The organism is Shewanella mesophila, from assembly GCF_019457515.1.
Lineage (GTDB): Bacteria > Pseudomonadota > Gammaproteobacteria > Enterobacterales > Shewanellaceae > Shewanella > Shewanella mesophila.
On sequence record NZ_CP080421.1, the window covers coordinates 1 to 25,957 of the forward strand.

General features: G+C 45.8%; 21 protein-coding genes. 9 read left to right on the top strand and 12 right to left on the bottom strand.

What is annotated here, in order from left to right:
- The 4 genes from dnaA (at nucleotide 1) to gyrB (ending at nucleotide 6,090) form a co-directional block, all read left to right on the top strand.
- Nucleotides 1–1,383, top strand: a complete 1,383-nt coding sequence (gene dnaA, locus K0I73_RS00005) for a chromosomal replication initiator protein DnaA (RefSeq protein ID WP_220062570.1) — start codon at nucleotides 1–3, stop codon at nucleotides 1,381–1,383.
- A gap of 20 nt (nucleotides 1,384–1,403) precedes the next feature.
- Nucleotides 1,404–2,504, top strand: coding sequence for a DNA polymerase III subunit beta (gene dnaN, locus K0I73_RS00010; RefSeq protein ID WP_220062571.1), 1,101 nt, complete (start codon nucleotides 1,404–1,406; stop codon nucleotides 2,502–2,504).
- A 69-nt stretch (nucleotides 2,505–2,573) separates the two neighbouring features.
- Nucleotides 2,574–3,656, top strand: a complete 1,083-nt coding sequence (gene recF / locus K0I73_RS00015) for a DNA replication/repair protein RecF (RefSeq protein WP_220062572.1) — start codon at nucleotides 2,574–2,576, stop codon at nucleotides 3,654–3,656.
- A 16-nt stretch (nucleotides 3,657–3,672) separates the two neighbouring features.
- Entirely contained in the window at nucleotides 3,673–6,090 is a 2,418-nt protein-coding gene (gyrB, locus tag K0I73_RS00020) for a DNA topoisomerase (ATP-hydrolyzing) subunit B (RefSeq protein WP_220062573.1), read from the top strand.
- Between the two features lie 177 nt (nucleotides 6,091–6,267).
- Here gyrB and pxpA read toward each other — a convergent pair whose 3' ends face one another.
- From pxpA to glyQ, 5 genes are all read right to left on the bottom strand, one after another.
- Nucleotides 6,268–7,020, bottom strand: a complete 753-nt coding sequence (gene pxpA, locus K0I73_RS00025) for a 5-oxoprolinase subunit PxpA (protein WP_220062574.1) — start codon at nucleotides 7,018–7,020, stop codon at nucleotides 6,268–6,270.
- Nucleotides 7,010–7,942: a 5-oxoprolinase subunit C family protein gene (locus tag K0I73_RS00030; RefSeq protein WP_220062575.1), complete on the bottom strand. Its 933-nt coding sequence runs from the start codon at nucleotides 7,940–7,942 to the stop codon at nucleotides 7,010–7,012. Before K0I73_RS00030 ends, pxpA begins: the two co-directional genes overlap by 11 nt.
- Nucleotides 7,939–8,601 carry a 5-oxoprolinase subunit PxpB gene (gene pxpB, locus K0I73_RS00035; RefSeq protein WP_220062576.1) on the bottom strand — a complete coding sequence of 221 codons (663 nt, stop codon included), beginning with the start codon at nucleotides 8,599–8,601 and terminating at the stop codon, nucleotides 7,939–7,941. The genes K0I73_RS00030 and pxpB overlap by 4 nt, the downstream gene beginning before the upstream one ends.
- Nucleotides 8,602–8,778: 177 nt before the next feature.
- Nucleotides 8,779–10,848, bottom strand: coding sequence for a glycine--tRNA ligase subunit beta (gene glyS / locus K0I73_RS00040; RefSeq protein WP_220062577.1), 2,070 nt, complete (start codon nucleotides 10,846–10,848; stop codon nucleotides 8,779–8,781).
- 13 nt (nucleotides 10,849–10,861) lie between these two features.
- Nucleotides 10,862–11,767 carry a glycine--tRNA ligase subunit alpha gene (glyQ, locus tag K0I73_RS00045; protein WP_110458781.1) on the bottom strand — a complete coding sequence of 302 codons (906 nt, stop codon included), beginning with the start codon at nucleotides 11,765–11,767 and terminating at the stop codon, nucleotides 10,862–10,864.
- Between the two features lie 109 nt (nucleotides 11,768–11,876).
- Between glyQ and K0I73_RS00050 the strand changes: the two genes are divergently transcribed.
- Nucleotides 11,877–12,446, top strand: coding sequence for a DNA-3-methyladenine glycosylase I (locus K0I73_RS00050; RefSeq protein ID WP_220062578.1), 570 nt, complete (start codon nucleotides 11,877–11,879; stop codon nucleotides 12,444–12,446).
- 394 nt (nucleotides 12,447–12,840) lie between these two features.
- On the opposite strand, the gene K0I73_RS00055 is transcribed toward K0I73_RS00050, so the two are convergent.
- From K0I73_RS00055 to fadB, 7 genes are all read right to left on the bottom strand, one after another.
- Complete coding sequence (locus tag K0I73_RS00055) at nucleotides 12,841–16,035, bottom strand: amidohydrolase family protein (protein WP_220062579.1); 3,195 nt, start codon at nucleotides 16,033–16,035, stop codon at nucleotides 12,841–12,843.
- A gap of 186 nt (nucleotides 16,036–16,221) precedes the next feature.
- The gene (locus K0I73_RS00060; protein ID WP_220062580.1) at nucleotides 16,222–16,677 is read right to left on the bottom strand and encodes an MOSC domain-containing protein; all 456 of its coding nucleotides are present in this window, start codon (nucleotides 16,675–16,677) and stop codon (nucleotides 16,222–16,224) included.
- A gap of 68 nt (nucleotides 16,678–16,745) precedes the next feature.
- Nucleotides 16,746–16,991 (bottom strand): sulfurtransferase TusA, encoded by a 246-nt coding sequence (tusA, locus tag K0I73_RS00065; RefSeq protein WP_220062581.1) that lies wholly within the window; start codon nucleotides 16,989–16,991, stop codon nucleotides 16,746–16,748.
- 147 nt (nucleotides 16,992–17,138) lie between these two features.
- Nucleotides 17,139–17,606: a Cys-tRNA(Pro) deacylase gene (gene ybaK / locus K0I73_RS00070; protein ID WP_220062582.1), complete on the bottom strand. Its 468-nt coding sequence runs from the start codon at nucleotides 17,604–17,606 to the stop codon at nucleotides 17,139–17,141.
- A 19-nt stretch (nucleotides 17,607–17,625) separates the two neighbouring features.
- On the bottom strand, nucleotides 17,626–18,087 hold the full coding sequence (locus K0I73_RS00075; RefSeq protein WP_220062583.1) for a GNAT family N-acetyltransferase: 462 nt from the start codon (nucleotides 18,085–18,087) through the stop codon (nucleotides 17,626–17,628).
- Nucleotides 18,088–18,257: 170 nt separating this feature from the next.
- A complete protein-coding gene (fadA, locus tag K0I73_RS00080) occupies nucleotides 18,258–19,421 on the bottom strand; it encodes an acetyl-CoA C-acyltransferase FadA (protein WP_220062584.1) in 1,164 nt (387 codons plus the stop codon).
- A gap of 21 nt (nucleotides 19,422–19,442) precedes the next feature.
- Nucleotides 19,443–21,593 (bottom strand): fatty acid oxidation complex subunit alpha FadB, encoded by a 2,151-nt coding sequence (fadB, locus tag K0I73_RS00085; protein ID WP_220062585.1) that lies wholly within the window; start codon nucleotides 21,591–21,593, stop codon nucleotides 19,443–19,445.
- Nucleotides 21,594–21,863: 270 nt separating this feature from the next.
- Between fadB and pepQ the strand changes: the two genes are divergently transcribed.
- From pepQ to hemG, 4 genes are all read left to right on the top strand, one after another.
- Nucleotides 21,864–23,183, top strand: coding sequence for a Xaa-Pro dipeptidase (pepQ, locus tag K0I73_RS00090; protein WP_220062586.1), 1,320 nt, complete (start codon nucleotides 21,864–21,866; stop codon nucleotides 23,181–23,183).
- Between the two features lie 12 nt (nucleotides 23,184–23,195).
- Complete coding sequence (locus K0I73_RS00095; RefSeq protein WP_220062587.1) at nucleotides 23,196–23,810, top strand: YigZ family protein; 615 nt, start codon at nucleotides 23,196–23,198, stop codon at nucleotides 23,808–23,810.
- Between the two features lie 144 nt (nucleotides 23,811–23,954).
- Entirely contained in the window at nucleotides 23,955–25,412 is a 1,458-nt protein-coding gene (locus K0I73_RS00100; protein WP_220062588.1) for a TrkH family potassium uptake protein, read from the top strand.
- Entirely contained in the window at nucleotides 25,412–25,939 is a 528-nt protein-coding gene (hemG, locus tag K0I73_RS00105; protein ID WP_220062589.1) for a menaquinone-dependent protoporphyrinogen IX dehydrogenase, read from the top strand. Before K0I73_RS00100 ends, hemG begins: the two co-directional genes overlap by 1 nt.
- Nucleotides 25,940–25,957 lie beyond the last annotated feature (18 nt).

Consider the following 25,957-nt stretch of genomic DNA (forward strand, 5'->3'; position numbering starts at 1 on the left):
GTGGCGGTTTCACTTTGGCAGCAATGTATCGGACGACTACAAGACGAGCTATCTGCTCAGCAATTCAGTATGTGGATCAGACCGTTACAAGCCGAAATGGACGGGGATACTCTAGTGTTATACGCACCGAATCGATTCGTTCTCGATTGGGTTAGAGATAAATACCTTAATAGCATTAATCAATTTTTCACTGAGCAATTAGGTAGCAACGCGCCTAAGTTGCGTTTTGATATTGGTAGTCGTCCAGCGAACAAACCAGCCACTCCAGCAGCGTCAGTGAGAATGCCTGCTGCGCCATCAGCCAATAAATCGCCCAGCAAGCCCTCTTTTAATACCAATGAACCTTCGGTAAGCACTAATCATAGAAGCAATATCAACCCTACTTATCAGTTTGATAACTTTGTTGAAGGTAAATCGAACCAACTGGGTAAAGCTGCTGCACTGCAAGTATCAGAAAATCCGGGTGGCGCATATAACCCGTTATTTCTTTATGGCGGTACTGGTTTAGGTAAGACCCACTTATTACACGCTGTGGGTAATGGCATTATCAAGAATAATCCGAATGCTAAAGTGGTTTACATGCATTCAGAAAGATTCGTGCAGGATATGGTTAAAGCCCTGCAAAATAATGCGATTGAAGAGTTTAAGCGTTACTACCGCAGTGTCGATGCGTTATTTATTGATGATATTCAGTTTTTTGCTAATAAAGACAGATCACAAGAAGAGTTTTTTCATACCTTTAATGCCTTACTCGAAGGCAATCATCAGATCATCTTGACCTCTGATCGTTATCCAAAAGAGATCGACGGCGTTGAAGATCGTCTTAAGTCTCGTTTTGGTTGGGGACTAACGGTTGCAATTGAGCCACCGGAATTAGAAACTCGTGTTGCTATTTTGATGCGTAAGGCGCAAGAGAGTGGTATTAACCTTCCAGATGAAGTAGCTTTCTTTATTGCGAAGCGTTTGAGATCCAACGTGCGTGAGTTAGAGGGCGCGTTAAACCGTGTTATTGCTAACGCAAACTTTACTGGTCGTCCGATCACTATCGATTTTGTGCGCGAAGCACTAAGAGATCTCTTGGCTCTGCAAGAAAAATTGGTCACTATAGACAATATTCAGAAAACCGTAGCCGAATATTACAAGATCAAGATGGCCGATATGTTGTCTAAGCGTCGTTCTCGCAGTGTGGCACGTCCAAGACAGATGGCAATGGCACTTTCTAAAGAGTTAACTAACCAAAGCTTACCTGAGATTGGTGATGCCTTTGGGGGTCGTGACCACACCACGGTATTGCATGCGTGTCGTAAAATCGCGCAGCTCCGTGAAGAAAGTCATGACATTAAAGAAGATTATGCTAACTTGATCCGTACGTTATCTTCATAAAATCTGGGAAATTGAAACTAATGAAATTTTCAATTGATAGGGATGCCCTATTAAAGCCGCTTCAACTCGTTAGTGGAGCGGTGGAGAGACGACATAACTTGCCTATTTTGGCAAACCTTTTAGTTGAAGTAAGTGGTCACTCACTTAAGTTGACCGGTACCGATTTAGAGGTTGAACTCGTCGGTCAAGCGCAGCTTGAGGGGGAGGTCATTGAAGGGCGGACTACCGTTCCGGCGAAGAAATTTCTCGATATTGTTAAATCACTTCCCGATCAAGTCGAACTTAAAATTGAGCAACAGGAAAACCGCCTGTTGCTGCGCTCTGGTCGCAGTCGTTTTACTTTGGCCACATTACCTGCCGAAGAATACCCGAACGTCGAAGCCTTCCAGGCCGATATTCAATTTACGATCAAGCAGGGTACGCTTAAGTCACTTATCGATGCGACTCAGTTCTCGATGGCCAACCAAGATGTGCGTTATTACCTGAATGGTTTGTTATTTGAGACCGAAGGTAATGTATTACGCGCAATTGCCACCGATGGTCATCGCTTAGCATTAAGTCATCGTATGATTGAAGAGTCTCTACCTGAAAAGCAGGTCATTGTGCCACGTAAAGGCGTGTTAGAGCTGCAGCGCTTGTTTGAAGGCGAAGATCTGGATGTCACAATAGCTATTGGTGACAATGCGATTCGTGCGACGACACAGAGTGCGGTATTTACCAGTAAGCTAGTCGATGGTCGGTTCCCTGATTATCGCCGCGTATTACCAAAGGGTGGCGATAAAGTGGTTATCGCTAGCCGTAACCACCTTAAACAGGCATTGCTACGCGCCTCTATTCTATCGAATGAGAAGTTCCGTGGTGTGCGTGTACAGCTAGAGCAGAATTTAATTAAGATCACCGCTAATAACCCTGAACAGGAAGAAGCGGAAGAGATCTTAGATATCGAATATGACAATACCCCGCTAGAAATCGGCTTTAACGTGAGCTATCTGCTGGATGTATTGAACAACTTACCTTCCGATGATGTGCGCATTACCTTAATCGATGGCAATTCGAGTGCTTTGATTGAGAACCATATCGAAGAAGATTCTATGTACGTTGTTATGCCAATGCGCCTCTAATTCGGTCCTTATTAACGCCACATCCTGTGGCGTTAATTTATTTGCTTAGGCTGAACTACTGAGTAATTAATGAGTTTAACCCGTCTTCATATCGACTCTTTTCGCAATATTACTAGCGCACAACTGCAGTTAGGCGATGGATTGAACCTTATCTATGGCCAAAATGGTAGCGGTAAAACCAGCATACTCGAAGCGATCTATTTTCTTGGTATGGGACGTTCATTTCGCAGTCATCTATCTCAGCGTGTCATTCAAAATAGTGAAGATAAGCTCACCCTATTTGCTAACTTAAGCCAAGGCGATCAAGAGCAAAAAATTGGTTTACGCCGTTTTCGCTCAGGTGATACCGAGGTAAAAATCAATGGCGATAAGGTTAAAAGATTATCAACATTAGCGGAAACTTTACCCATACAAGTGATCACTCCCGAGAGTTTTTCACTACTTTTTGAAGGGCCAAAATCTCGGCGTCAGTTTATCGATTGGGGGGCCTTTCATACCGACAAAAACTTCCACTCGGCATGGGCTAATGTTAGACGAATTTTAAAGCATAGAAATCAAATGCTTAAAAATGAAACGCCCTATCATCAGGTTCAGTTTTGGGACAAGGAATTGGTGCGTTATGCCGAAATTGTCACTGAGATACGAAAGCAATATGTAGGCTCGTTAAATGAACGACTTAAGGGTATAATCGAAGAGTTTTTACCTCAGGTTGATGTTAAAGTTTCCTTTACTCGAGGTTGGGATAGCAAAACTGATTATCATGAGTTGTTGCAGGCACAATATCCCAGAGATTTAGCGGCAGGACATACAGCGAGTGGGCCCCATAAGGCTGACCTAAGGCTGCGTGTTGGAACATTGCCTGTTCAGGATGCGTTATCCCGAGGCCAATTGAAATTGTTAGTGTGTGCGTTGCGCATTGCACAGGGAAAGTTGCTAAAACAACAAATAGATAAAAACAGTATTTATCTGGTGGATGATTTGCCATCGGAATTGGATGCAAGACACAGACAACTGTTGCTGCAGCAGCTAAGCGATACAGGAGCGCAAGTATTTGTGACTGCCATCGAGCCTGCGGCAATAATAGATTCGTTAAACACGCCACCTGCAAAGGTGTTCCATGTGGAACAAGGGCGTGTAACGGTAATTGAATAACCGACGAGAGAATAATATGTCAGAGAATAGTTACGATTCTTCGAGTATTAAGGTTCTAAAAGGCCTTGATGCGGTACGTAAGAGACCAGGAATGTATATCGGTGATACCGATGATGGTACGGGTCTACATCACATGGTATTCGAAGTGGTCGATAACTCTATCGATGAAGCACTTGCTGGCTATTGTAGTGACGTTACGATCAAAATCCATGCAGATGGTTCGGTATCAGTTAAAGATGATGGCCGTGGTATTCCTGTTTCTATCCATGAGGAAGAAGGGGTTTCTGCTGCTGAAGTTATTATGACTGTACTGCATGCTGGTGGTAAGTTCGATGATAACTCTTACAAAGTATCAGGTGGTCTTCATGGTGTGGGTGTTTCGGTTGTAAACGCGCTGTCAGAAAAACTACAGATGACCATTCGTCGTGAAGGTAAGCTTTACGAGCAGTTTTATACTCACGGTGTACCTGATGCACCGATTAACGCGATTGGTGATGCGACAACCACAGGCACAGAGATCCGTTTTTGGCCTAGTAGCGAAACCTTCACCGATGTCGAATTCCATTTCGATATTCTGGCTAAACGTGTCCGCGAACTGTCATTCCTAAACTCAGGTGTGGGTATTCGTTTAGTTGACGAACGTGATGACCGTGACGAGTTTTTTAAGTATGAAGGTGGTATTAGCGCTTTCGTTGACTACTTAAACGTTAACAAGACGCCAGTAAACAAAGAGGTTTTCCACTTTGTTCAAGAGCGTGAAGACGGCATTACCGTTGAAGTTGCGATGCAGTGGAATGACGGTTTCCAAGAAAACATCTTCTGTTTCACCAACAATATTCCACAGCGCGATGGCGGTACTCACTTAGCGGGTTTCCGTAGTGCACTGACGCGTAACCTAAATACTTATATGGACCGTGAAGGTTTCAATAAGAAAGGCAAAACTAGCGCCACAGGTGATGATGCGCGAGAAGGTTTAACCGCAGTTATCTCGGTTAAAGTGCCTGATCCTAAGTTCAGCTCGCAAACCAAAGATAAACTGGTTTCTAGTGAAGTTAAAACAGCGGTTGAGCAGACGATGGGTGAGAAGCTAGGTGATTACCTAATGGAACATCCAAATGAAGCTAAATTGATTGTTGGTAAGATCATCGATGCGGCTCGTGCTCGCGAAGCCGCTCGTAAAGCGCGTGAAATGACTCGTCGTAAAGGCGCATTAGATTTAGGCGGTCTGCCAGGTAAGCTTGCCGATTGCCAAGAGAAAGATCCAGCGCTTTCTGAAATATACATAGTGGAAGGGGACTCTGCTGGCGGTAGTGCCAAGCAGGGGCGTAACCGTAAGAATCAAGCCATTCTTCCTCTAAAAGGTAAGATCCTCAACGTTGAGAAGGCCCGCTTCGATAAGATGCTGTCTTCGCAAGAGGTCGCTACACTGATCACCGCATTAGGTTGTGGTATTGGTCGTGACGAGTACGATCCAGATAAGACCCGTTATCACAACATCGTTATCATGACCGATGCTGACGTCGACGGCTCGCACATTCGTACGCTGCTGTTGACCTTCTTCTTCCGTCAAATGCCTGAACTGATTGAGCGTGGTTATATCTTTATCGCTCAACCACCGCTATATAAAGTTAAGAAAGGTAAGCAAGAGCAGTATCTGAAAGATGATCCAGCTTTGGTTGAATACTTAACGAACTTAGCGTTAGACGGTGGTGAAATTCACCCTTCTCAAGACGCGCCGCCAATGTCGGGTGCACCGTTAGAGAAGTTGGTTTATCAATATCGCGAAGTCGAGCAAATTTTTGATCGTCTAGAGAAGCGTTATCCACTTATGTTGACTGAGCGTATGCTTTATCAACCAGCGTTAACCAGTGAGTTAATGGCGGACGAAGCTAAAGTTAAGCAGTGGTGTGATACTTACGTTGCTGCGTTGAAAGAAGCTGAGTCTGGTGGGTTTATCTTTAGTGGCGAAGCTTTCCTTGACCCTGAGCGTCAAGTGTATCTGCCTAAGATCACTATTCGTAAACACGGTATCGATACTCACTACTTGTTCTCTTACGATTTCTTAGTGTCTAGCGACTATCAGCGTATGTCAAAGCTTGCTGAAGCGCTTGATGGATTAATCGAAGAGGGTGGCTTCGTTAAGCGTGGTGAACGTGTTAAAGAGATCACTTCGTTTGTTGAAGCATTAGATTGGTTGATGACCGACTCTAAGCGTGGCCTTTATATCCAACGATACAAAGGGTTGGGTGAGATGAACCCTGAGCAGCTTTGGGAGACCACAATGGATCCTGAGTCGCGTCGTATGCTTCGAGTGACTATCGAAGATGCTATTGGCGCCGATCAATTGTTTACCTGTTTAATGGGTGATCAGGTTGAGCCGCGTCGTGATTTTATCGAGTCAAACGCACTTAATGTGGCTAACTTGGACGTGTAAGTTTTATTGACCGTTAGTGAAGCAAAAGCCTCAGAGAGATCTGGGGCTTTTTTATTGCTATTTTTTAACTACTTACTGGGATCTGTAATGACTTTAAAGGGGAGCGCTTTATCATCCATTCGCCTTGAATTCACCAGAGCTATTCAATTCGTTTGCTAAAAATAAAAAGCGCGTGGCTTATGCTGATTGGTACAGATGTCGGCTGATAAGCTTAGCGAAGGCTAGTGCGTGTTCATTGTCGCCATGCAAACAAATACTGGTCGCCTTTATGATGACCGATCCACAGTCTAGCGTAGCAATAGGTTGACCGTTGATAATGTTCTCAACTTGTTTCATTGCGGTTTGAGGGGTTTCGATAACGGCGCCTGCAAGGCGGCGTGATGCCAGTGCGCCGCTGGCTAAATAGGCTCTGTCGGCAAAGGCTTCTTCAATAACCTCAATACCTTGCGCACGTGCTTGCTGGACGAGAGAGCTACCGGCTAACATCATGAGTTTTAGATTTGGATCGACGCGCTTTATCGCATCGATAATTATTTGCCCTAAATCGCTGTTGTCAGCGGCTTGATTGTATAGAGCGCCATGTGGCTTAACATGATGTAGTTTTACCTCTAAGGTGTCGCAAATTTGCTTTAAAGCGGTAATTTGACCATATAGCGAGTCCAATAACTTATTCGGGCTTAGCTCCATGGTTTGACGGCCAAAGTTAGCGCGATCTGGATAACTTGGGTGGGCACCTATCAGCACATTGTACTGTTTAGCGAGTTTTACCGTTTGGCGCATGGAGGTTTGATCGCCCGCATGTCCACCACAGGCAATATTGGCGCTGGTGATCATTTGCAGTAAGGCTTGGTCATTTACACCTCCCTCACCTAAATCGGCATTGAGATCGATAGGATAACGCCGCCTAATTTGCTTTGTGTTAACTGCCATCCATTGCCCTCGCTAAACGATAATGATACTGCTGCCATTCATAGTTGGCACTTTGTGCCTGACTTGGACTGATGTGTTGGAATATCAACGCTTGTCTTGGCCTAGTTTGCGCCACCTTCCATAAATCTGCGGCTATCACGCAGGCGATTCTAGGATATCCTCCTGTGGTTTGCGCATCTGCCATCAATACTATCGGTTGACCGTTGGGTGGAACTTGTACCACCCCAGGCATTACGCCATGGGAGCGTAAGCTAATGTCGGTTTCGGTTGAAAGGGGCTGACCATCTAGCCGAGTCCCCATGCGGTTGCTTTGATTGGAGACTTTCCAAGACGTATGCCAAAAGGCTTTTTTACTGAATTGACTAAAGAGCGCTAACTCTGGGCCGGGAAGGGCTCTTAAGATACCGTCGTTAGCACGTTGCACCGCGCCAATCGGACGGCTGAAGTTACCGAGGGCTGTCACGCCGATGTTTAATCGATCCCCCGCTTCAAGATAGCGCCCATGATGCCCGCCAAACTCGTTGGTGATATCGGTGCCTTTACCCTTTAAAACCGTCTCGCAATCTATACCTCCCATGATGGCAAGGTAGCCGTACATCCCTTGTTTCGGACCGCGAATATACAACGACTCCCCTTTATTAACTTTACCGCGCCATCCATTCCATAGGGGTCTGTTACTGATGCTGGCATCAAAGTGTCCGCCACATAGGGCGACCCAAGTGTCGATTTCAAAGCGGATAGTAAATTCTCCAGCACTAAACTCCAATGCGGCACAGTTATCGGGGTTTGCCACTAAGCGATTAGCGAGGGTCAATGCCTGTCTGTCTATAGCTCCGCCGATAGGGACACCTAGATGGGCTACACCTGTGCGGCCTAGATCTTGGATCGTAATATGGCTGTTTGCTTGATCAATGTGCATCATGATGTAAATGACCTGACAGGAACAAAAGTGACGATATCGCCAGGCTGTAATAGGTTGGGAGAGCGCTGCAGCGGGTTAAATAGCTTGAGATTGGTTTGGCCGATAAGCTGCCATCCTCCAGGGCTTTGGCTTGGATAGATGCCTGTTTGCTCTCCGCCTATCCCGATTGAACCAGCGGGCACTTGCTGTCTAGGTATTGATAATCTTGGGGTATGCAATGAGGTCGGTAAGCCATCGAGATAGGCAAAACCTGGTTGAAATCCAATGAAAAAGACTCTGTATCTGGCGCTACTATGCAGGCTTATTACCGCGTCGACACTAAGCTGGTGGGCATTGGCGACATTATCGATATCTGGGCCATACTCACCACCATATATCACGGGGATATCGATATTTCGTTGGGGTAATGAATGTTGCTCAGCCTCATCCCATAGTTGTTGTAGTATCGCTTCACCAGATTTAAGCCGTTCGGGATTGTCAAAATAGAGAGTTAGGTTATTCATCCCGGGAACAGCATTGAGCACACCAGCTAGATTTCGGCTGCTGTCAGCTATCCAGCAAAGTTTACTTTGTAGGGAATAGTCGATAGCAGCTCGCGGCGCTGGGTCCAACACCAAGGCGTTTTCACCTAGAGGATAGATGATACTTTCAGGTACCATGGCAATTTAGACCTAGTTGCGGGAAAGATAGGGTTAAGTCTAACTTGGCTTTGTATCATCGCTCAAGTATTGCACTGAAATGAGTAGATTCGAAATTGTGTGCAGAGGATGTATTACTATCCTCGGTCATAAAAAAACGCACCACTAAGGGTGCGTTTTTATTAGCAAACTTTAGGCTTATTGCAGTAACGAAATGTCTGCCGCGTGTAAGAACTGCTCACGTAGGCTCGATAACAAGGCTAGGCGGTTGTTCTTCAGCGCTTCATCATCGGCCATCACCATCACGTCTTCAAAGAAGGTATCCACGCTTTCACGTAGGTTTGCCAGCAGTGAAAGGGCTTCTTGATAGTTGGCAGCTGCAAACAGTGGTGCAAGCTGAGGTTGAAGTTCATTAAGCTTAGCGGCTAGAGTTTTTTCGGCGCCTTCAACTAACAAGTTATCGTCGATAGCGGCTGGAAGCTCACCTTCGACTTTAGCTAGTATGTTAGATACACGCTTATTGGCTGCAGCGAGTGCTTGAGCTTGCTCAAGGGTTCTAAAGTGAGCAACCGCTTTGATACGGCTTTCAAAATCGGCTGGTGAAGTAGGGCGACGCGCAAGCACGGCTAAGATCACATCGACACTCACATCTTGATCTTGATACCAAGCACGGAAGCGGCCCATAAAGAACTCAAGTACCTGCTCGGCGACTTTGTCATTGCTGAGGTTTTCACCATGAAGCGCTTGTGCTTTTGCAATCAGATCAACAAGATCAAGCGGTAAGTTGTTTTCTAAACAGATACGCAGCACACCAATGGCGGCGCGGCGAAGGGCGAATGGATCGGCTGCGCCTTTTGGTGCTTGGCCAATACCAAAGATACCCACTAAGGTATCGAGCTTCTCTGCTAATGCTACGCAGATAGAGATAGGTGCGGTTGGCACTGTATCGCCAGAAAACTTAGGCTTGTACTGCTCAGCAAGTGCAACCGCTACAGCATCGGTTTCACCATCTAGACGTGCATAGTGCATACCCATGGTGCCTTGTAGATCGGTGAACTCCATCACCATGTTGGTCATCAAGTCTGATTTAGACAATAGACCGGCACGGGCGGCATCTATGCTGTTGGCATCGATACCATTAGCGATGAAGCCCGCTAAAGCCGAAATGCGCTCGACGCGCTGCTTGATGGTGCCAAGTTGCTTTTGGAATACCACGGTTTCAAGACTAGCAAGACGCGTTTCGAGTGACAGTTTTTTATCTGTCTCGAAAAAGAACTCTGCATCGGCAAGACGTGGGCGAACCACTTTTTCGTTACCTGAGATAATCTGCGCCGGATCTTTAGATTCGATGTTAGTTACGAAAATAAAGTTAGGCAACAGTGCGCCCGCTTTATCGAATACTGGGAAGTATTTTTGATCACCTTTCATGGTGTAAACCAAGGCTTCTGCTGGTACGTCGAGGAACTTTTCTTCGAAATTAGCCGTTAACACAACAGGCCATTCAACCAGTGAGGCGACCTCTTCCAACAGATCATCTTCAAGATCCGCAACGCCACCTATCTTAGCGGCAGCGGCTTCGGCGCCCGCTTTGATGATCGTTTTACGTTCAGCATAGTCTGCTAATACTTTACCTTGCTCTTTTAGCGCACTGAGATAGTTGTCGGCATGATCTAGTTCTAATGTATCTACGCCCATAAAGCGATGGCCGCGTATGGTACGCGCAGATTTTATGCCAAGTAGTTCGCCTTCAATTAGCTCGCTACCCATAAGCATGGTCACTGTGTGCACAGGACGGATAAATTGTGTCTTGCTGCTGCCCCAACGCATAGGCTTTGGAATCGGGAGCTTGTCTAGTGCACGCTGGGCCATGTCGGCGATCAGTGACTTTGTTTCTACACCAACCACTTTAGCTTGATGTAATAGCCACTCGCCTTTATCGGTTTTTAGGCGCTCGGCTTGTTCAACGGTAATACCGTTACCACGAGCCCAGCCCATTGCAGCTTTGGTTGGGTTGCCATCGGCATCGAATGCTTGAGCGATTGCAGGGCCGCGCTTCTCTACAACCTTGTCGGCCTGTGCCAATACCAGTTGCTTAACCTTGATTGCCAAACGACGAGGAGCGGCGTACCAAGTTGCCGATTCAAAACTGAGTTCTGCTTTGTTTAGCTCTTCTTCGAAGTTAGCTAAAAACGATTCTGCTAAGTTACGTAGTGCTTTTGGTGGTAACTCTTCGGTGCCTACTTCAATGAGTAAGTTTTCAAATTTCATCTTTTATAATCCTCTACTTACACATTGGGAAACCAAGCGCTTCACGGGCTTGGTAATAGGATTCTGCAACGGCTTTTGCCATGGTACGAACGCGTAAAATATAACGCTGTCGTTCGGTTACCGAAATCGCATGGCGAGCATCAAGTAAATTAAAAGCGTGAGAGGCTTTCATTACTTGCTCATAAGCAGGCAGTGGTAGTGGTGTTTCAAGTGCGAGTAGGTGGTTACACGCTTTTTCGCAGTCATCGAACTGCTTAAACAGCACTTCTACGTTGGCGTGTTCAAAGTTATAGGTAGACTGCTCAACTTCATTCTGGTGGAAAACATCACCATACATAATCTTGCCCATTGGACCATCGGTCCAAACAAGATCATAAACGCTGTCAACCTCTTGAATGTACATGGCTAGGCGCTCTAAACCATAGGTGATCTCGCCAGTGACTGGACTACACTCTAGGCCGCCGACCTGTTGGAAGTAAGTGAACTGAGACACTTCCATACCATTTAGCCAAACTTCCCAACCAAGGCCCCAAGCGCCAAGGGTTGGAGATTCCCAGTTATCTTCAACGAAACGTACATCGTGGATACCCATATCGACACCAAGCGCTTCAAGTGAGCCTAAATACAGCTCTTGAATATTGCTTGGTGACGGCTTTAGCACAACCTGGAACTGGTAGTAGTGTTGCAGGCGGTTAGGGTTTTCACCGTAACGGCCATCGGTTGGACGGCGACATGGCTGGACATAGGCGCTACTCATTGGTTCTGGGCCTAATGAACGCAAGAAAGTCATTGGATGGAATGTACCCGCACCCACTTCCATGTCCAGCGGTTGAACGATAGCGCAACCTTGCTGCGCCCAGTATTCTTGCAGGGTTAAGATAAATCCCTGGAATGTTTTTACGTCGTGTTTCGTCGTCATGTCTACTACTGTCAGCTGGTGATAGAAAATGGTTTCGATTATACCTTGTTGAAAACGGCTTATGTAGGTTATTTTTTACCTTAACTGAGGAAAATTGAGAAAAAATACCATGGAAGTTAAACGTTGTGGTTGGGTGAGCAATGATCCCTTATATCAAGCTTATCATGACGAAGTGTGGGGAAGACCTGTCTATGACAGTCAGGAACTGTTCGCTAAACTCTGTTTAGACGGACAGCAAGCGGGCTTATCTTGGATAACTATTCTTAAGAAACAGCAAAATTATGAGGCGGCCTTTGCCCATTTTGACCCTAAGATCATCGCCACTTTTGATGAGGAAAAGGTAGAAGAATTATTGCAAAATCCAGGCATTGTGCGTAATCGGTTAAAAGTAAATTCGATTATTAAAAATGCCAAAGGCTATTTGGCATATGTAGAGCAGGGTAATGATTTTTCTACATTTTTATGGAGTTTTGTTGGTGGTAAACCCATTGTCAATCACTTCACTTCTTTAGAGCAGCTACCAGCACAAACGCCAGAGTCAGAAGCGATGTCAAAGGCGCTTAAAAAGCTAGGTTTCAACTTTGTCGGCCCGACAATTTGCTATGCATTTATGCAGGCTGTGGGTATGGTTAACGATCACTTGGTCGATTGCTTTTGCTATCAACAGGGTGATAAGTGATGCCGCGTTTAGAGAGGGAGAACTAGTGATAATAAACGTATCTCAAACAGCCCTTTATTCCGCTAACTGTGTTGGATTCACTTGCAATAGGCGGGCTATTGACGCGTAAATATGCCTTGTTTGCAAAACAAATGACAAGTTTGAGATGAAATAAACATAAAACGGCTAATTCATATAGCGTTATTCCATCTCTTAACCCGAGTTCAGGTTATTTATATTCGTCATTTCTAAAGTGTGGTGTCCGCAAAATATTTCTGTGATAAGAAGAAAAGGGTGTTCCACGTGGAACACCCTTTTCGTCTTTTTGATAAAGCCTATTTTTAATCTGATTTTAAATTTTCATGAAATTAAAATTTGCGGCCAAAGTCTGGCAGATTTTAAAATTCAATTATGATTAAAGTTCGAAGAAAAATGGTTTGCGCTTGGTTTTCTTACCGTTAAGTTGGTTCATGGTTTCGGCATTGTAAAGTTTGCCGTTGACCATGGTATAAGTCACTCTGTCGGTAACACGAATGTCTTCGAGTGGATTGCCATCAATTACGATCAAGTCGGCAAGCTTACCTGATTTAATCGACCCCAGTTGATGATCCATGGCGAAGGTAATGGCAGGGTTGATGGTTGCCGTTTTTAACACTTCCATATTACTCATGCCACCTTGGGCGAACATCCACATTTCCCAATGAGCAGCTAAACCTTCGCGTTGTCCGTGTGCGCCAATATTAGGTTTTACACCCAGCTCGTTTAACTCGTTGGCAACGCGTGCAACATTAAAGTGGTTATAGTGTTCATCTGGTGCCGTTGGGCGGCGCATAGAGCGAGCTTGCAACAAGTCACCAGGTACATATTTCGACAGGCGAGGGTGCGACCACACATCTGTTTTATCGTACCAATAATTTTCGCCTGAGATACCACCATAGGCAACCACTAAGGTTGGAGTATAGTGCACCTCAGTTTGGCTCCAGAACTGCTTAATGTCGTTATAGATAGCTGCGGCTGGTAGTGAATGTTCAATGGTGGTGTGGCCATCAGCAATCATGGTGAGATTATGCTGCAACAAGCTGCCGCCTTCAGGTACCACCATCATCTCTAACTCACGCGCCGCGGCGATCACCTGCTGGCGTTGGTTACGGCGAGGTTGGTTGTAGCTCTTAACACTAAACGCACCGACTTTTTTGAGTCGCTCTAAGTGAAACTTAGCATCATCGAGTGAATCGATATGTGAGGTGTATCCTGGTGCATTTGCACCATACAGGATTGTGCCAGTAGAGAAGATACGCGGTCCGGCGATATTACCCGCCTTTTGTTGCTCTGAGGCGGCGAAAATTTCAGTGGTATCGTTAGAAGGATCATGAATAGTGGTGACACCTAGGGACAAGTTGGAGTAAAGCTCCCAGTTCTGTTGCGGAATGATCTCACTTTCACCTTGTGATCCGTGAGCATGTGCATCAAATAAGCCTGGCATTAGTGTCTTGCCTTTGATATCGATAACCTCTGCGTCAGCAGGGACCTCCGTTGATGCATCACCTACAGCAACAATCTTGTTGTCTTTGACAATCACTATGCCGTTATCGATAACCTTATCATCTTCCATGGTGATCACTTGGCCACCAACAAAGGCGATAGTTCCACGTGGAACATCCGCCTTCTTGCTAAAGCCGATATCAGTGATCTTAGGTTCGCTGTTCTCTGATTTGGCGCCTTTTTCTGCTGTGGTGTAGCTGTTATCCACGCTAACTTGATACAGCTCTGGGCCCAGAGTCCAGTAGAGTTGATTGCTGTTGTTGTTCCAACTGATACTCTCACCCGCACGTACACTTAATTGGGTAACTGGCAGATTGCTGGCTTTCGGACCAATATCTATGGTCTCGCCATGTTTAGCGAATGGGGTGACCCAGACTTTAAAGCGCTCAGCAAACGCGAGTTGTTTGCCGTCCGGTGAGACTCTAAATTCGGTGGCGTGCTTACTGGTGTAATGGACTCGCTTTTGAAATCCATGGAGATTAATCGAGGATAGTTGTGGTGTCTCTGCGTGATCGAGAAAGAATACTCGGTCCGATTCTGCGCCGAACTGAGGCTGGTATCCATCGGGTGTGATCTTTGTGTTAGCTTTGCCTTTGATGTCGACCACATAGAGGCCGGGTTCCTGAGACCAGGTTCTTGGCGTGATATTGCCGCCTTTTGCTTTGCGGTAAACGACTAACTCTCCATCTGGGGAAAAGGTGGGTTCAACATATTTACCTGGCTCTTGGGTGAGGATTTTTGCCTTACCACCGCGCGCGCTGATAACACGGACACTACCTTGCTTGTCATCATCCCAAGTGGTGAAGACTATCTGTCTGCCATCGCGAGACCATTGCGGGAATAGCTCTCGCAGATCGGCATCTAGCTTAGTGAGTCGAGAGACCTTGCCATCAGGTAAAGTTTTAACCCATAACTTACCTAGGGCTTCATAGACCACCTTCTTTCCATCGGGAGATACCTGTGCCATACGTAGCATTTTGACATCGAAAATATCCTTGTCGATGTTCTGCTTAAAGCGCACGGATGGTTGTACAGCTAGCTCTGTTTTAACCGAGAAGGGGATCTGGCTAACTTGTTTGTTGTCTATCTTTAGACGGTTTATCTTGCCACCGGCCCAGAATATGATCTCTTGGTTATCGGCGGTCCAGCTCATTGTTGGATATACGCCATGAATCGCCCAAGTCTCCTGCATGTCACGGTCGAGCTTATCGTATAGCTTGGTTTTTTCACCCGATTTTAGATCGAGTAGATAAAGTGTCGACTGGAAACCATCTCGTTTTATATAGGCTAACTTAGTTCCATCTGGGCTAGGTGTTGGACGTATCGCACCACCAGTGCCCTCGATGAGTACTTCTATATCACCCGTTTGAGTATCGTAACGCTTAATCTTATAGATGCCTTTCACCGAATCTTTAGAGTAGTGGAAGGTTTTGCCTGGCGTGGCGTCTTGACTGAAGTAAACGTAGCGTCCATCTGGAGAGTAGGCTGGCTCACCCAAATCTTTCTGTTCGTTGGGTCGTTCTGTGAGCTTAACGCCATCGCCACCAGCAACATGATACAACCAGACTTCACCGGCACCTAAACTGCGGCTACCTGTAAAGTGTTTACGGGCGATCAGGTACTGTGAGTCTGGGCTCCACGCAGGACTATTAAGCAGACGGAACGTTTCCTTTGTGACAGGGCGAGGGTTGCTGCCGTCGGCATCCATAATCCAAATGTTATCGCCGCCATCTTGATCGGAGGTAAACGCGATAGATTTTCCATCTGGGCTATAAACAGGCTGCATCTGCCAAGCGATGCCTTTGGCGATGGCCTTGGCTTCGCCACCTTCGATGGGCATTTGATAAATATCGCCTAACAGATCAAATACTATCGTTTTTCCATCTGGGCTGACACTGACGTTCATCCAGGTGCCTTCGGATACGTCGATTTTGACTTGTTGAAGGGGAGCGTTTGCAGGCGCATTGACCTGCCAAGTCGTTTCATCGGTCTTGTCTTCTGCCCATACAGGAAGGCTAAGGCTTAAGGCTATAGCGGCACAGAGCGGGGTGAGTTTTTGTTTAAACATTAATGTCCCGTTTATTTGTTTTGTTTTGTGGGTGAGTTTTTTACTGATTGTTGATGTTCGTCGAATTTTCGCTGTTATTTATCGCATAATTTGCGTAACAGTAAAACCATAATTCTGTGACATTTAGTGAATAGTTTGCGTGTTCAGAGGGGAACAGCCCACTGATGCAGGCTGTAGAGTGGCGCGTTAAAGCAATTCAAGTTGTTCGGTAAGGTATACTGGGTCACCAATATTGATGTTGGCATCATTTAGTACTCGACAGGTGATGCCGCCACGCCAATCTGGGGTCAGTGCGGCTTTCAAGCCAGGCTGTGTCATTTCCATCTTTTTACAGGGATCGGTTTCGCCAGTGATATGCAGCCGTAGGTCGCCGATATGAAGTACTTTACCTACAGAGAGAGGGCTAAACTCAAAACCTTCGATAAGTAGATTGGCTCTGCGGGTGGTCCAAGGGAGATCTATGTTGAGTTCGTTACAGGCTAATTGCCATTGCTGGGCAGAGAGCACTGTAACTTGGCGTCTACCAGGCTTGCCAAACACATCCTGTGCGACTCCTGTCGTCGTGGTGACGAGTGCATTGCTTGTTTCGAGCATGGGGCCGCCTTTGACGACCTTATAACTAATACCTTGTAAACTCGCCATCTTGTTCCCGTCCTTTTGAGTGCTGTTTTACAGTGTAAACCGCACGTTGGTAGGGATGCAAGATATGCTTATAGGCCTTTTTTTATCAAATACCGATAGGGGGTTGTGGCTGTTTCGCTAGCAATTAGCGTGTGGTCCATAAACTCACAGAAGCTTGGGATATCTCTGGTGGTGGCTGGATCATCTGCGATAATTAACAGGGTTTCACCTTCTTGCATCTTACGCACCGATTTTCGAACCATCATCACGGGTTCCGGACATCTTAAGCCTAAGGCGTCGAGTTGGTGTTGTGCGTCAGAAAAAGTGTTGCTCATAGATATAACCTTGGATGATGAAAAAACCACTTTAAACAGTGGGGGCTAATATTACGCTAGCCAAGGGATTGTGCCAAGTTGGGTTAAGTTTTTTGTGAGTTAAATAGCCGTGAAGTGTTTCACGTGGAACAGCTTCATAGTGTTGGGCTAATCGATCAGATTGCTTAACTGGCCGTTGGTGATTGCTCTGAGGTCATTCGGTGCTAAACCAATATCGAATCCCCGTCGGCCGCCGCTTACGTAACATTGATCTAAGAGTGCGGCACTGTCATGGATAAAGGTAGCGAGTCTCTTCTTTTGACCGATAGGGCTGACGCCACCGAGTACATATCCCGTTGCGCGCTGAACATCTTCTGGTGAGGCTATGGCCGCTTTCTTTGAGCCTGCTGCTTTGGCAAGGCGTTTCATATTAAGCTTTTTATCCACAGGAATAATCGCAACCACTAACTTATGGTTATCGATTTCGGCAACCAGTGTTTTAAATACGCAGGCGACATCCAGATTAAGTTTCTCTGCGGCTTCTAGGCCGTATGCACCGCTACCAGCCTGATGTTGGTATTCGTGAACTGTGTAATTGATTTTTGCTTTATCTAGTGCTTTGGTTGCTGGGGTCATAACTTGTTGTTTCCGATATTTACAGTTGGTTTACCATGATGGATATTGTAGTGCCGTGGCAGTCCTGAGCATCTATTTTCTGCCAGCCTTGTTGACGATATAGCTTGATATTATGACTCTCTGTTTGAAGGTAGAGCGTGGTGATATTCATTGTGCGAGCTTTCTCTATCGCTAACTGAATAATCTTATTGCCCAGCCCCTTACCTCGCTCACTCTTTTTGACATAAACACCACCAAGCCAGTGAGAGTCTTTAGGATAGTCAGGATTTTCTTGAAATCTTAACTGAGCAACAGCGAGTGGTTCATCACCTCGGCACAGCATTAAAATCAATGGTAGTGTATCGCGATTTAAATAGTCAGAGAGTGATGATTGCACGGTTTCTAAGGTGCGATCAGCGCTTAAGTGTCCCCACTGGTGATAATACCAACTTGCAATCGTGCAGGCTGCATTGGGGTTGTCGGCAAGTGTCTGACTGTGCATTGAGTGATCTCGTTTGAATTGATTTGTTGATTATTTTCATAAATCAGGACTGAGTACAAGCTGTGTTTGGGCGAGGTTTTACTCGATGGGCGTAAACCGCAAAAAATGGCGAAAAAAAATCGAGTAACTCTCGTTACTCGATTTCTACAAACGCTCATGGGAGGGAAGCGTTACACTCGTTCAAATACCGTTGCGATGCCTTGGCCTAGGCCAATACACATGGTCGCAAGACCTAAAGAGGCATCTTTGCTTTCCATCAGGTTGATTAGGGTGGTAGAGATACGAGTACCTGAACAGCCTAATGGATGACCCAGAGCGATCGCGCCGCCATTGAGGTTAATTTTTTCGTCGACAACATCCATCAAACCAAGATCTTTAACACAAGGGAGTGATTGTGCTGCGAAAGCTTCATTAAGCTCGATGACATCGAGATCGTTAACGGTTAATCCTGCTCGGGCCAATGCTTTTTGGGTCGCAGGAACTGGGCCATAACCCATAATTGCAGCATCGCATCCAGCCACTGCCATAGAGCGAATGCGCGCGCGGATCGGCAGACCAAGCGCTTTAGCTTTCTCTTCTTCCATCACTAGCATGGCTGAAGCACCATCAGATAGTGCCGAAGAAGTCCCAGCTGTAACGGTACCATTGGCTGGATCAAATACTGGGCGCAGGCTTGCTAGTGATTCTAGTGAGGTTTCTGGACGAATAACTTCATCATGAAAAACCTTAATAAGTGCGCCACTGGCATCATGGCCTTCGATAGCATGGATCTCATTGGCAAAACGGCCTTCGATGGTAGCCGCATGAGCACGTTGATGAGATCGTACAGCAAACTCATCCTGCTGCTGGCGAGTAATGCCATGCATTTTACCTAGCATCTCTGCAGTAAGGCCCATCATTCCAGAGGCTTTAGCCACATTGTTGGCAAGGCCTGGGTGGAAATCGACACCGTGATTCATTGGTACGTGACCCATATGCTCAACACCACCCACAATAAAGGTGTCGCCCATGCCAGTCATGATGGCGCGTGCGGCTTGATGCATCGCTTCCATTGATGAACCACATAAACGGTTGATGGTCACTGCGCCAGCTTGCTTTGGAATACCAGCCAGTAGGGCTGCATTACGTGCAATGTTAAAGCCTTGCTCTAAGGTTTGCTGAACACAGCCCCAAATCACATCTTCGATGGTGTTTGGGTCGAGTTGTGGGTTACGCACTAAAAGTGCTTTCATTAATTCTGCAGAGAGGGTCTCTGCGCGTACATTTCTAAATACTCCAGCCTTAGAGCGGCCCATGGGAGTACGGATACAATCTACAATAACTGCTTGTTTCATTATTCTATTCCTTCCCGCTGATTAGGCTTGGTAGTAACTACCGTTGTTGGCTGCAAGTTCACGCATCTTGTCTGTTACTTGGTATAGACCACCTAGATGCGCATATTTGTCTGCAAGTGCGACAAAGTTGGCTACGCCCATGGTGTCTATGTAACGGAACACCCCCCCTCTAAATGGAGGGAATCCAAGACCATAAACCAGTCCCATATCGGCTTCAGCTGGCGTGGCAATAATTCCTTCTTCAAGACAACGTACCGTTTCGATGATCATTGGGATCATAGTGCGAGCGATGATGTCCTCTTTGCTGAACTCTTTTAGCTCACCAAAGGCTGCGCCCAGCAATTCATAGCTCATGGCATCAATATCTTTCTTCGGCTTACCGCGACGATCGACTGAGTATTGGTAGAAACCTTTAGCATTCTTCTGACCAAAACGCTGCGCCTCAAACATCACATCAATTGCGTCTTTTCCGGTTTTGCCCATTCTGTCTGGGAAACCTTCAGCCATCACAGCTTGTGCATGATGACCGGTATCTAGACCAACCACATCAAGCAGGTAAGCAGGACCCATAGGCCAGCCAAACTGCTTTTCCATTACCTTATCGATAGCTGCAAAATCAGCACCATCGGCAAGTAGGCCACTAAAGCCAGCAAAGTAGGGGAACAATACGCGGTTAACGAAGAAACCTGGGCAATCATTTACCACAATAGGCGTTTTACCCATCTTAGCTGCATAGGCGACAACCGATGCGATGGTTTCTTCAGAGCTGTTCTCGCCGCGGATCACTTCAACTAATGGCATCTTATGCACAGGGTTAAAAAAATGCATACCGCAGAAACGTTCCGGTTTCTTCAGGCTCTTCGCCAGTAAGTTGATTGAGATGGTTGATGTGTTAGAGGCGATGATGGCATCTTCGCTAACGTGTTGCTCTACTTCAGCCAACACCGTTGCTTTCACTTTTGGATGTTCGACAACCGCTTCGACAACAACGTCAGCTTGCTTAATAGCACTGTAATCTAAGGTGGCAGTGATGTTATTGAGTACCGCCGCCATTTTTTCTGGGGTAGAGCGGCCACGCTTGATCTGCGCAGTCAGCAATTTAGATGCTTCGCTTAAGCCAAGCTCAAGGGCTGGCTGGGCAATATCTTTCATTACGATAGGAGTGCCTTTGCTGGCACTTTGATATGCGATACCGCCACCCATAATCCCTGCTCCTAATACGGCGGCAGACTTCGTTGGATGAGCTTGTTTTGAAGCTTTTTTCGCTTTGCCTTTTACTAGCTGATCGTTAAGGAAGATACCGATAAGCGCTTGGGCTACTTCTGTCTTAGCCAGCTTTAAGAAGGCTTGATGCTCAACTTGTAAGGCTTCTGTTCGTTCGGCGCCAGCAGCCTTTTCGATCACATCAATTGCAGCCATTGGGGCTGGATAGTGTTTGCCAGCAACTTGGAATACCATGCCCTTTGCCGTTGCAAATGACATCATAGCTTCAAGTTTAGGTAGGGTTAATGGCGACAGTTTACGTTGACGGCGCGCTTGCCAATCAATCTCTTCTGCAATCGCATCTTTTAGCATTTGAATCGCTGCGGTTTCTAGCGCCTCAGGTGCAACAATAGCATCGATAGCACCGACTTTTAATGCTGAATCTGGGCGCTGGTCTTTCCCTGTGGTGATCCACTCGAGTGCGTTATCGGCGCCAATGACGCGAGGTAGTCGTACCGTACCACCAAAGCCTGGAATGATCCCTAGTTTGGTTTCTGGTAGGCCAATGCGTGCGGTCGTATCCGCTACGCGCATATCTGTTGCTAAAATCGTTTCGCAACCACCGCCTAAGGCAAAACCTTTGATAGCAGAGATGGTTGGGAAGGGAAGATCTTCCAATTTATTAAATACGCTATTGGCTTCTTCTAACCATTTTAGAAGTACGGCATCATCTTGGGCGAATAAGCCTAAAAATTCGGTGATGTCTGCACCAACAATAAAAGCGTCTTTGCCTGAAGTAAGCACTAGACCTTTAATATTATCTACTTGCGTTAGGCTGTCTAATGCGGTGTTGAGAGAGTCGAGGGTTTCTCTGTCAAATTTATTGACTGAGCCCGCGGCATTGAAACAGAGCCGAGCGATATTGTCTTCAAGTAATTCAACCTGAATTGTAGGACTTTGGTAGATCATTGCTTGCTTCCTTATTGCTTAAAGAGCATTACCCACTATTGATTTTGTATGGCGTAGGTAAATCCCTATTTTACAGCAGGCCATCATTTGACCAGTTGTTGCTCAGTGTGCGTCTAAATTAAGAAAATTTCAACACCCAATTTAAACGGTTGTTTAATTTTCTTCAGTTAGGCTGAATTTTGTCCTTTATGTTAGACTCACTGGATCACTGCCTAACCCTATATTGTTAGGGGTAGTCATCTTTATTAGAACAATAATAGGAACCGAGAGATGGAAAACTTAGCGCCTCTTTATCCAAACCATATCTTTGAATTAAATCGTCGTGTTGCTGAGATCATGGCTCGTGAGCAGCTAAGCGGTTTGGTCATTCATTCGGGACAGCCCCATCGCCAGTTTCTCGATGACATGGATTATCCTTTTAAGGTTAATCCGCAGTTTAAAGCTTGGTTACCTGTGCTCGATAATCCTCACTGTTGGTTGTTGGTGAATGGTAAAGATAAGCCACAGCTTATTTTCTATCGTCCTGTCGATTTTTGGCATAAAGTCGCCGATCTTCCTGATGCGTTTTGGGCTCAAGAGTTCGACATTCAATTGTTAACCAAGGCCGACAAGGTTGCCGAGTTATTACCTAAAGATATAGGAAGTTGGGCATATATTGGTGAGCACTTAGAGGTCGCTGAGGTGTTAGGTTTTAAGTCTCGTAATCCTGAGGCGATCATGAGCTATCTGCATTACCACAGAGCCACTAAAACTGAGTACGAATTGGCTTGTATGCGCAGGGCAAACGAAATTGCGGTTAAGGGGCATGATGCAGCAAAAAGTGCATTTTATAGCGGTGCTAGCGAGTTTCAGATCCAGCAAGTTTACTTGGCAGCAACAGAGCAGGGTGAGAACCAGATGCCTTATGGCAATATTGTCGCCCTTAATCAAAATGCATCGATATTGCATTACACCGCACTTGAGCATGACACGCCTGCTCAGCGATTGTCTTTTTTAATCGATGCGGGTGCTAGTTTTCACGGTTACGCCGCGGATATTACTCGTACTTATGCTTTCGAAAAGAATCTTTTTGGTGAGTTGATCACGGCAATGGATACACTGCAACTGGAGATCATCGATATGATGCGTCCTGGGGTTAAATATCCAGATCTTCATATCGTGACTCACCAGAAGTTGGCGCAAATATTATTGGATTTCAAACTTGTCACCGGTGAAAAGCAAGGATTAATTGATCAAGGGATCACCAGCGCCTTTTTCCCCCATGGACTAGGTCATATGTTGGGCTTGCAGGTACACGATATGGGAGGCTTCCTCCATGACGAACGTGGTACTCATATTGCGCCGCCAGAGGCCCATCCATTCTTGCGCTGTACTCGCACCTTGGCCGCCAATCAAGTGTTAACTATTGAACCTGGGCTCTATATTATCGACACCCTACTCAATGAGTTGAAGCAAGATGCTCGACAGCAGATAAATTGGGATAAGGTTGATCTTCTGCGCCCATTTGGTGGTATTCGTATCGAAGACAACGTCATTGTTCATAGTGATCACAATGAAAACATGACACGAGATCTCGGATTGAATAGTTAGGATTGATGACCATTGAGTGAAAGCTATTTGATTCCATCGGCCTCATTAATGGTTGAAGAAGAGATAAAGCATAGTCGCTTTGTTTCTTTCTTATTTCACTGTTCATCAGAGAAAGAGCTTAAGTGTGCGCTCACTAACATCAAGGGGGAATACCCGGGGGCCAATCATTATTGTTATGCCTTCGTTGCCAGTGATCCTAGTAATACCGTCGCCACGGGCTCGAGTGATGATGGCGAACCCGCGGGGAGCGCCGGCCGGCCAATGTTGGCGACATTACAAGGAGCAAACATCGGCGAGTTAGGGGCTATCGTTGTGCGTTATTTTGGTGGGACTAAGCTGGGAGTTGGCGGTTTAGTTAGGGCTTACAGCTCAGGGATTAAACAGGGACTTACCCAGCTTGAAACCGAGATAAAGTTACTTCGTTATCCCGCTAAATTGATGTGTGATTATCATCAACTCAAAGATGTTGAGTATTTCTTGGCTCGTTGCGAGGCGATCGTTACAGATAAGGAGTTTACAGATAAAGTATTACTCCACTTTATGATCCCTAAAAATCAACAATGTCAGCTTTCACAAGAGCTAGCAACCATGAGTCAAGGCTCGCTTAAGCCACAATTTGAAAGCTAATTTTAGCGTGCCATCTGTCATTGTGATTGTTAAAGCGACATGGTTTCACAATGTAACAATAAATTTTATACAACTGCGTGATGAATATGTGCGAAAATGCCGAAGTCTGCATGATGTCGCTATATGGATGAATAGAAAGCTTAGATGCAATATAGAACCATAATAAGAATAACGGGTTTGTTGATGGGCCTGTTTTCTTTGTCACTACTCCCACCTGCACTCGTTGCCGTGATCTATAAAGATGGTGGAGGAACGGCATTTATTCAGGCATTCTTTCTGAGTTTACTTCTCGGTTTTTTGTTTTGGTATCCGAACCGTCACCATAAGAAAGACCTACGAACTCGAGAGGGCTTCTTGCTGGTGGTATTGTTTTGGGGCGTTCTGGGCTCTATTGGTGCCGTTCCCTTCATTTTTTCTAGTCAGCCAGATTTATCTGTTACTGACAGTGTTTTTGAATCCTTCTCGGCACTGACCACTACTGGGGCCACGGTATTAGTTGGCCTAGATACTCTACCGAAAGCAATTTTGTTCTATCGTCATCTATTACAGTGGTTAGGGGGGATGGGGATCATTGTGCTTGCTGTCGCCATTTTGCCAGTATTGGGCGTCGGGGGGATGCAGCTTTATCGAGCTGAAATACCTGGGCCAGTTAAAGACAGTAAGATGACCCCGAGAATTGCCGAAACTGCCAAGGCATTATGGTATATCTACCTTGCGCTGACTATCACCTGTGCCTTTGCTTATTGGGTCGCTGGAATGGATGTGTTTGACGCCATCTGTCACTCTTTTTCGACGATTGCGATTGGCGGTTTTTCCACTCACGATGCCAGCATGGGGTATTTTGATAGTACGGCCATTAATATGGTTTGTGTGGTGTTCTTATTGATCGCCGCCCTCAATTTTAGCCTCCATTTTGCTGCATTTACCCGACGCGGTATTAATCTGAAAGTGTATTTTAGAGATGCTGAATTTAAAGCGTTAATCGTGATTCAATTAGCCTTGACCCTTATCTGTTTTATTACGCTATATCACTCCGGTATCTACGACAGCGCCGAAGAGACCTTTGATTTTGCGCTGTTCCAAGCCGTATCAATATCTACCACCGCAGGTTTTGGTACTGAAAGCTTTCACATGTGGCCGCTGTTTTTGCCAATGCTATTGATTTTTTCGAGCTTCATCGGTGGTTGTGGTGGCTCTACTGCTGGTGGCATTAAGGTGATGCGGATGATCTTATTGTTGCTGCAAGGCTCTAGAGAGCTAAAGCGTCTAATACATCCTCGGGGAATGTTCTCTATCCGTATAAATGGCAAGGCATTACCTGATCGTGTTATCGATGCCGTTTGGGGATTCTTTTCTGCCTATGCGTTGGTTTTTGTAGTGTGCATGTTGATCCTGATGGCTCTTGGCATGGATAATATTACCGCCTTTAGTGCTACCGCTGCCTGTTTAAACAACCTAGGTCCTGGACTGGGTGAGGTTGCGAGTAACTATGCGAGTATCGGCGATGGTGAAAAGTGGGTTTTGGTCGTGGCGATGTTATTCGGTCGATTAGAAGTGTTTACCTTATTGGTGTTGTTTACACCGACTTTTTGGAAGAATTGATGAGTCGTACATTAATTATTTACTCAACTGTTGATGGTCAAACAAAAGCGATTTGTGATCGGATCCAGGAGATTTGTAAGACAGAAACACAGATGGTGACTATGGTTTCGTTAGAAGAAGCTCAGTCAGTCAACCTATCCTATTTCGATAAAGTGATTATCGGTGCCAGTATTCGCTATGGTAAACATAGACCCGAGCTGTTTCAGTATGTAAATCGTCATCGCGCAGCGCTGACCAGTAAGAAGAATGCCTTTTTCACCGTTAATGTAGTGGCGCGAAAGCCTGAGAAAAATACCCCAGAAACCAATCCCTACATGAAGAAGTTTATTCAACTTTCATTATGGCAACCGCAGCAGTTGGGCGTGTTTGCCGGCAAGATTGATTATCCAAAGTATCGCTTCTTCGATAAGTTTATGATCCGTCTTATCATGTGGATCACCAAAGGGCCGACAGATACGTCTGGCACTTACGAGTTTACCGATTGGGATAAAGTTGATGAGTTCGCTAAAGCCTTCAGCGAGCGCTAAAGGCAGTACACACTATCG

Excerpts from the sequence above, each read along its gene's own strand:
- dnaN (WP_220062571.1), top strand. The coding sequence starts at position 1,404 with ATGAAATTTTCAATTGATAGGGATGCCCTATTAAAGCCGCTTCAACTC.
- recF (WP_220062572.1), top strand. The coding sequence starts at position 2,574 with ATGAGTTTAACCCGTCTTCATATCGACTCTTTTCGCAATATTACTAGC.
- gyrB (WP_220062573.1), top strand. The coding sequence starts at position 3,673 with ATGTCAGAGAATAGTTACGATTCTTCGAGTATTAAGGTTCTAAAAGGC.
- pxpA (WP_220062574.1), bottom strand. The coding sequence starts at position 7,020 with ATGGCAGTTAACACAAAGCAAATTAGGCGGCGTTATCCTATCGATCTC.
- K0I73_RS00030 (WP_220062575.1), bottom strand. The coding sequence starts at position 7,942 with ATGATGCACATTGATCAAGCAAACAGCCATATTACGATCCAAGATCTA.
- pxpB (WP_220062576.1), bottom strand. The coding sequence starts at position 8,601 with ATGGTACCTGAAAGTATCATCTATCCTCTAGGTGAAAACGCCTTGGTG.
- glyS (WP_220062577.1), bottom strand. The coding sequence starts at position 10,848 with ATGAAATTTGAAAACTTACTCATTGAAGTAGGCACCGAAGAGTTACCA.
- glyQ (WP_110458781.1), bottom strand. The coding sequence starts at position 11,767 with ATGACGACGAAACACGACGTAAAAACATTCCAGGGATTTATCTTAACC.
- K0I73_RS00050 (WP_220062578.1), top strand. The coding sequence starts at position 11,877 with ATGGAAGTTAAACGTTGTGGTTGGGTGAGCAATGATCCCTTATATCAA.
- K0I73_RS00055 (WP_220062579.1), bottom strand. The coding sequence starts at position 16,035 with ATGTTTAAACAAAAACTCACCCCGCTCTGTGCCGCTATAGCCTTAAGC.
- K0I73_RS00060 (WP_220062580.1), bottom strand. The coding sequence starts at position 16,677 with ATGGCGAGTTTACAAGGTATTAGTTATAAGGTCGTCAAAGGCGGCCCC.
- tusA (WP_220062581.1), bottom strand. The coding sequence starts at position 16,991 with ATGAGCAACACTTTTTCTGACGCACAACACCAACTCGACGCCTTAGGC.
- ybaK (WP_220062582.1), bottom strand. The coding sequence starts at position 17,606 with ATGACCCCAGCAACCAAAGCACTAGATAAAGCAAAAATCAATTACACA.
- K0I73_RS00075 (WP_220062583.1), bottom strand. The coding sequence starts at position 18,087 with ATGCACAGTCAGACACTTGCCGACAACCCCAATGCAGCCTGCACGATT.
- fadA (WP_220062584.1), bottom strand. The coding sequence starts at position 19,421 with ATGAAACAAGCAGTTATTGTAGATTGTATCCGTACTCCCATGGGCCGC.
- fadB (WP_220062585.1), bottom strand. The coding sequence starts at position 21,593 with ATGATCTACCAAAGTCCTACAATTCAGGTTGAATTACTTGAAGACAAT.
- pepQ (WP_220062586.1), top strand. The coding sequence starts at position 21,864 with ATGGAAAACTTAGCGCCTCTTTATCCAAACCATATCTTTGAATTAAAT.
- K0I73_RS00100 (WP_220062588.1), top strand. The coding sequence starts at position 23,955 with ATGCAATATAGAACCATAATAAGAATAACGGGTTTGTTGATGGGCCTG.
- hemG (WP_220062589.1), top strand. The coding sequence starts at position 25,412 with ATGAGTCGTACATTAATTATTTACTCAACTGTTGATGGTCAAACAAAA.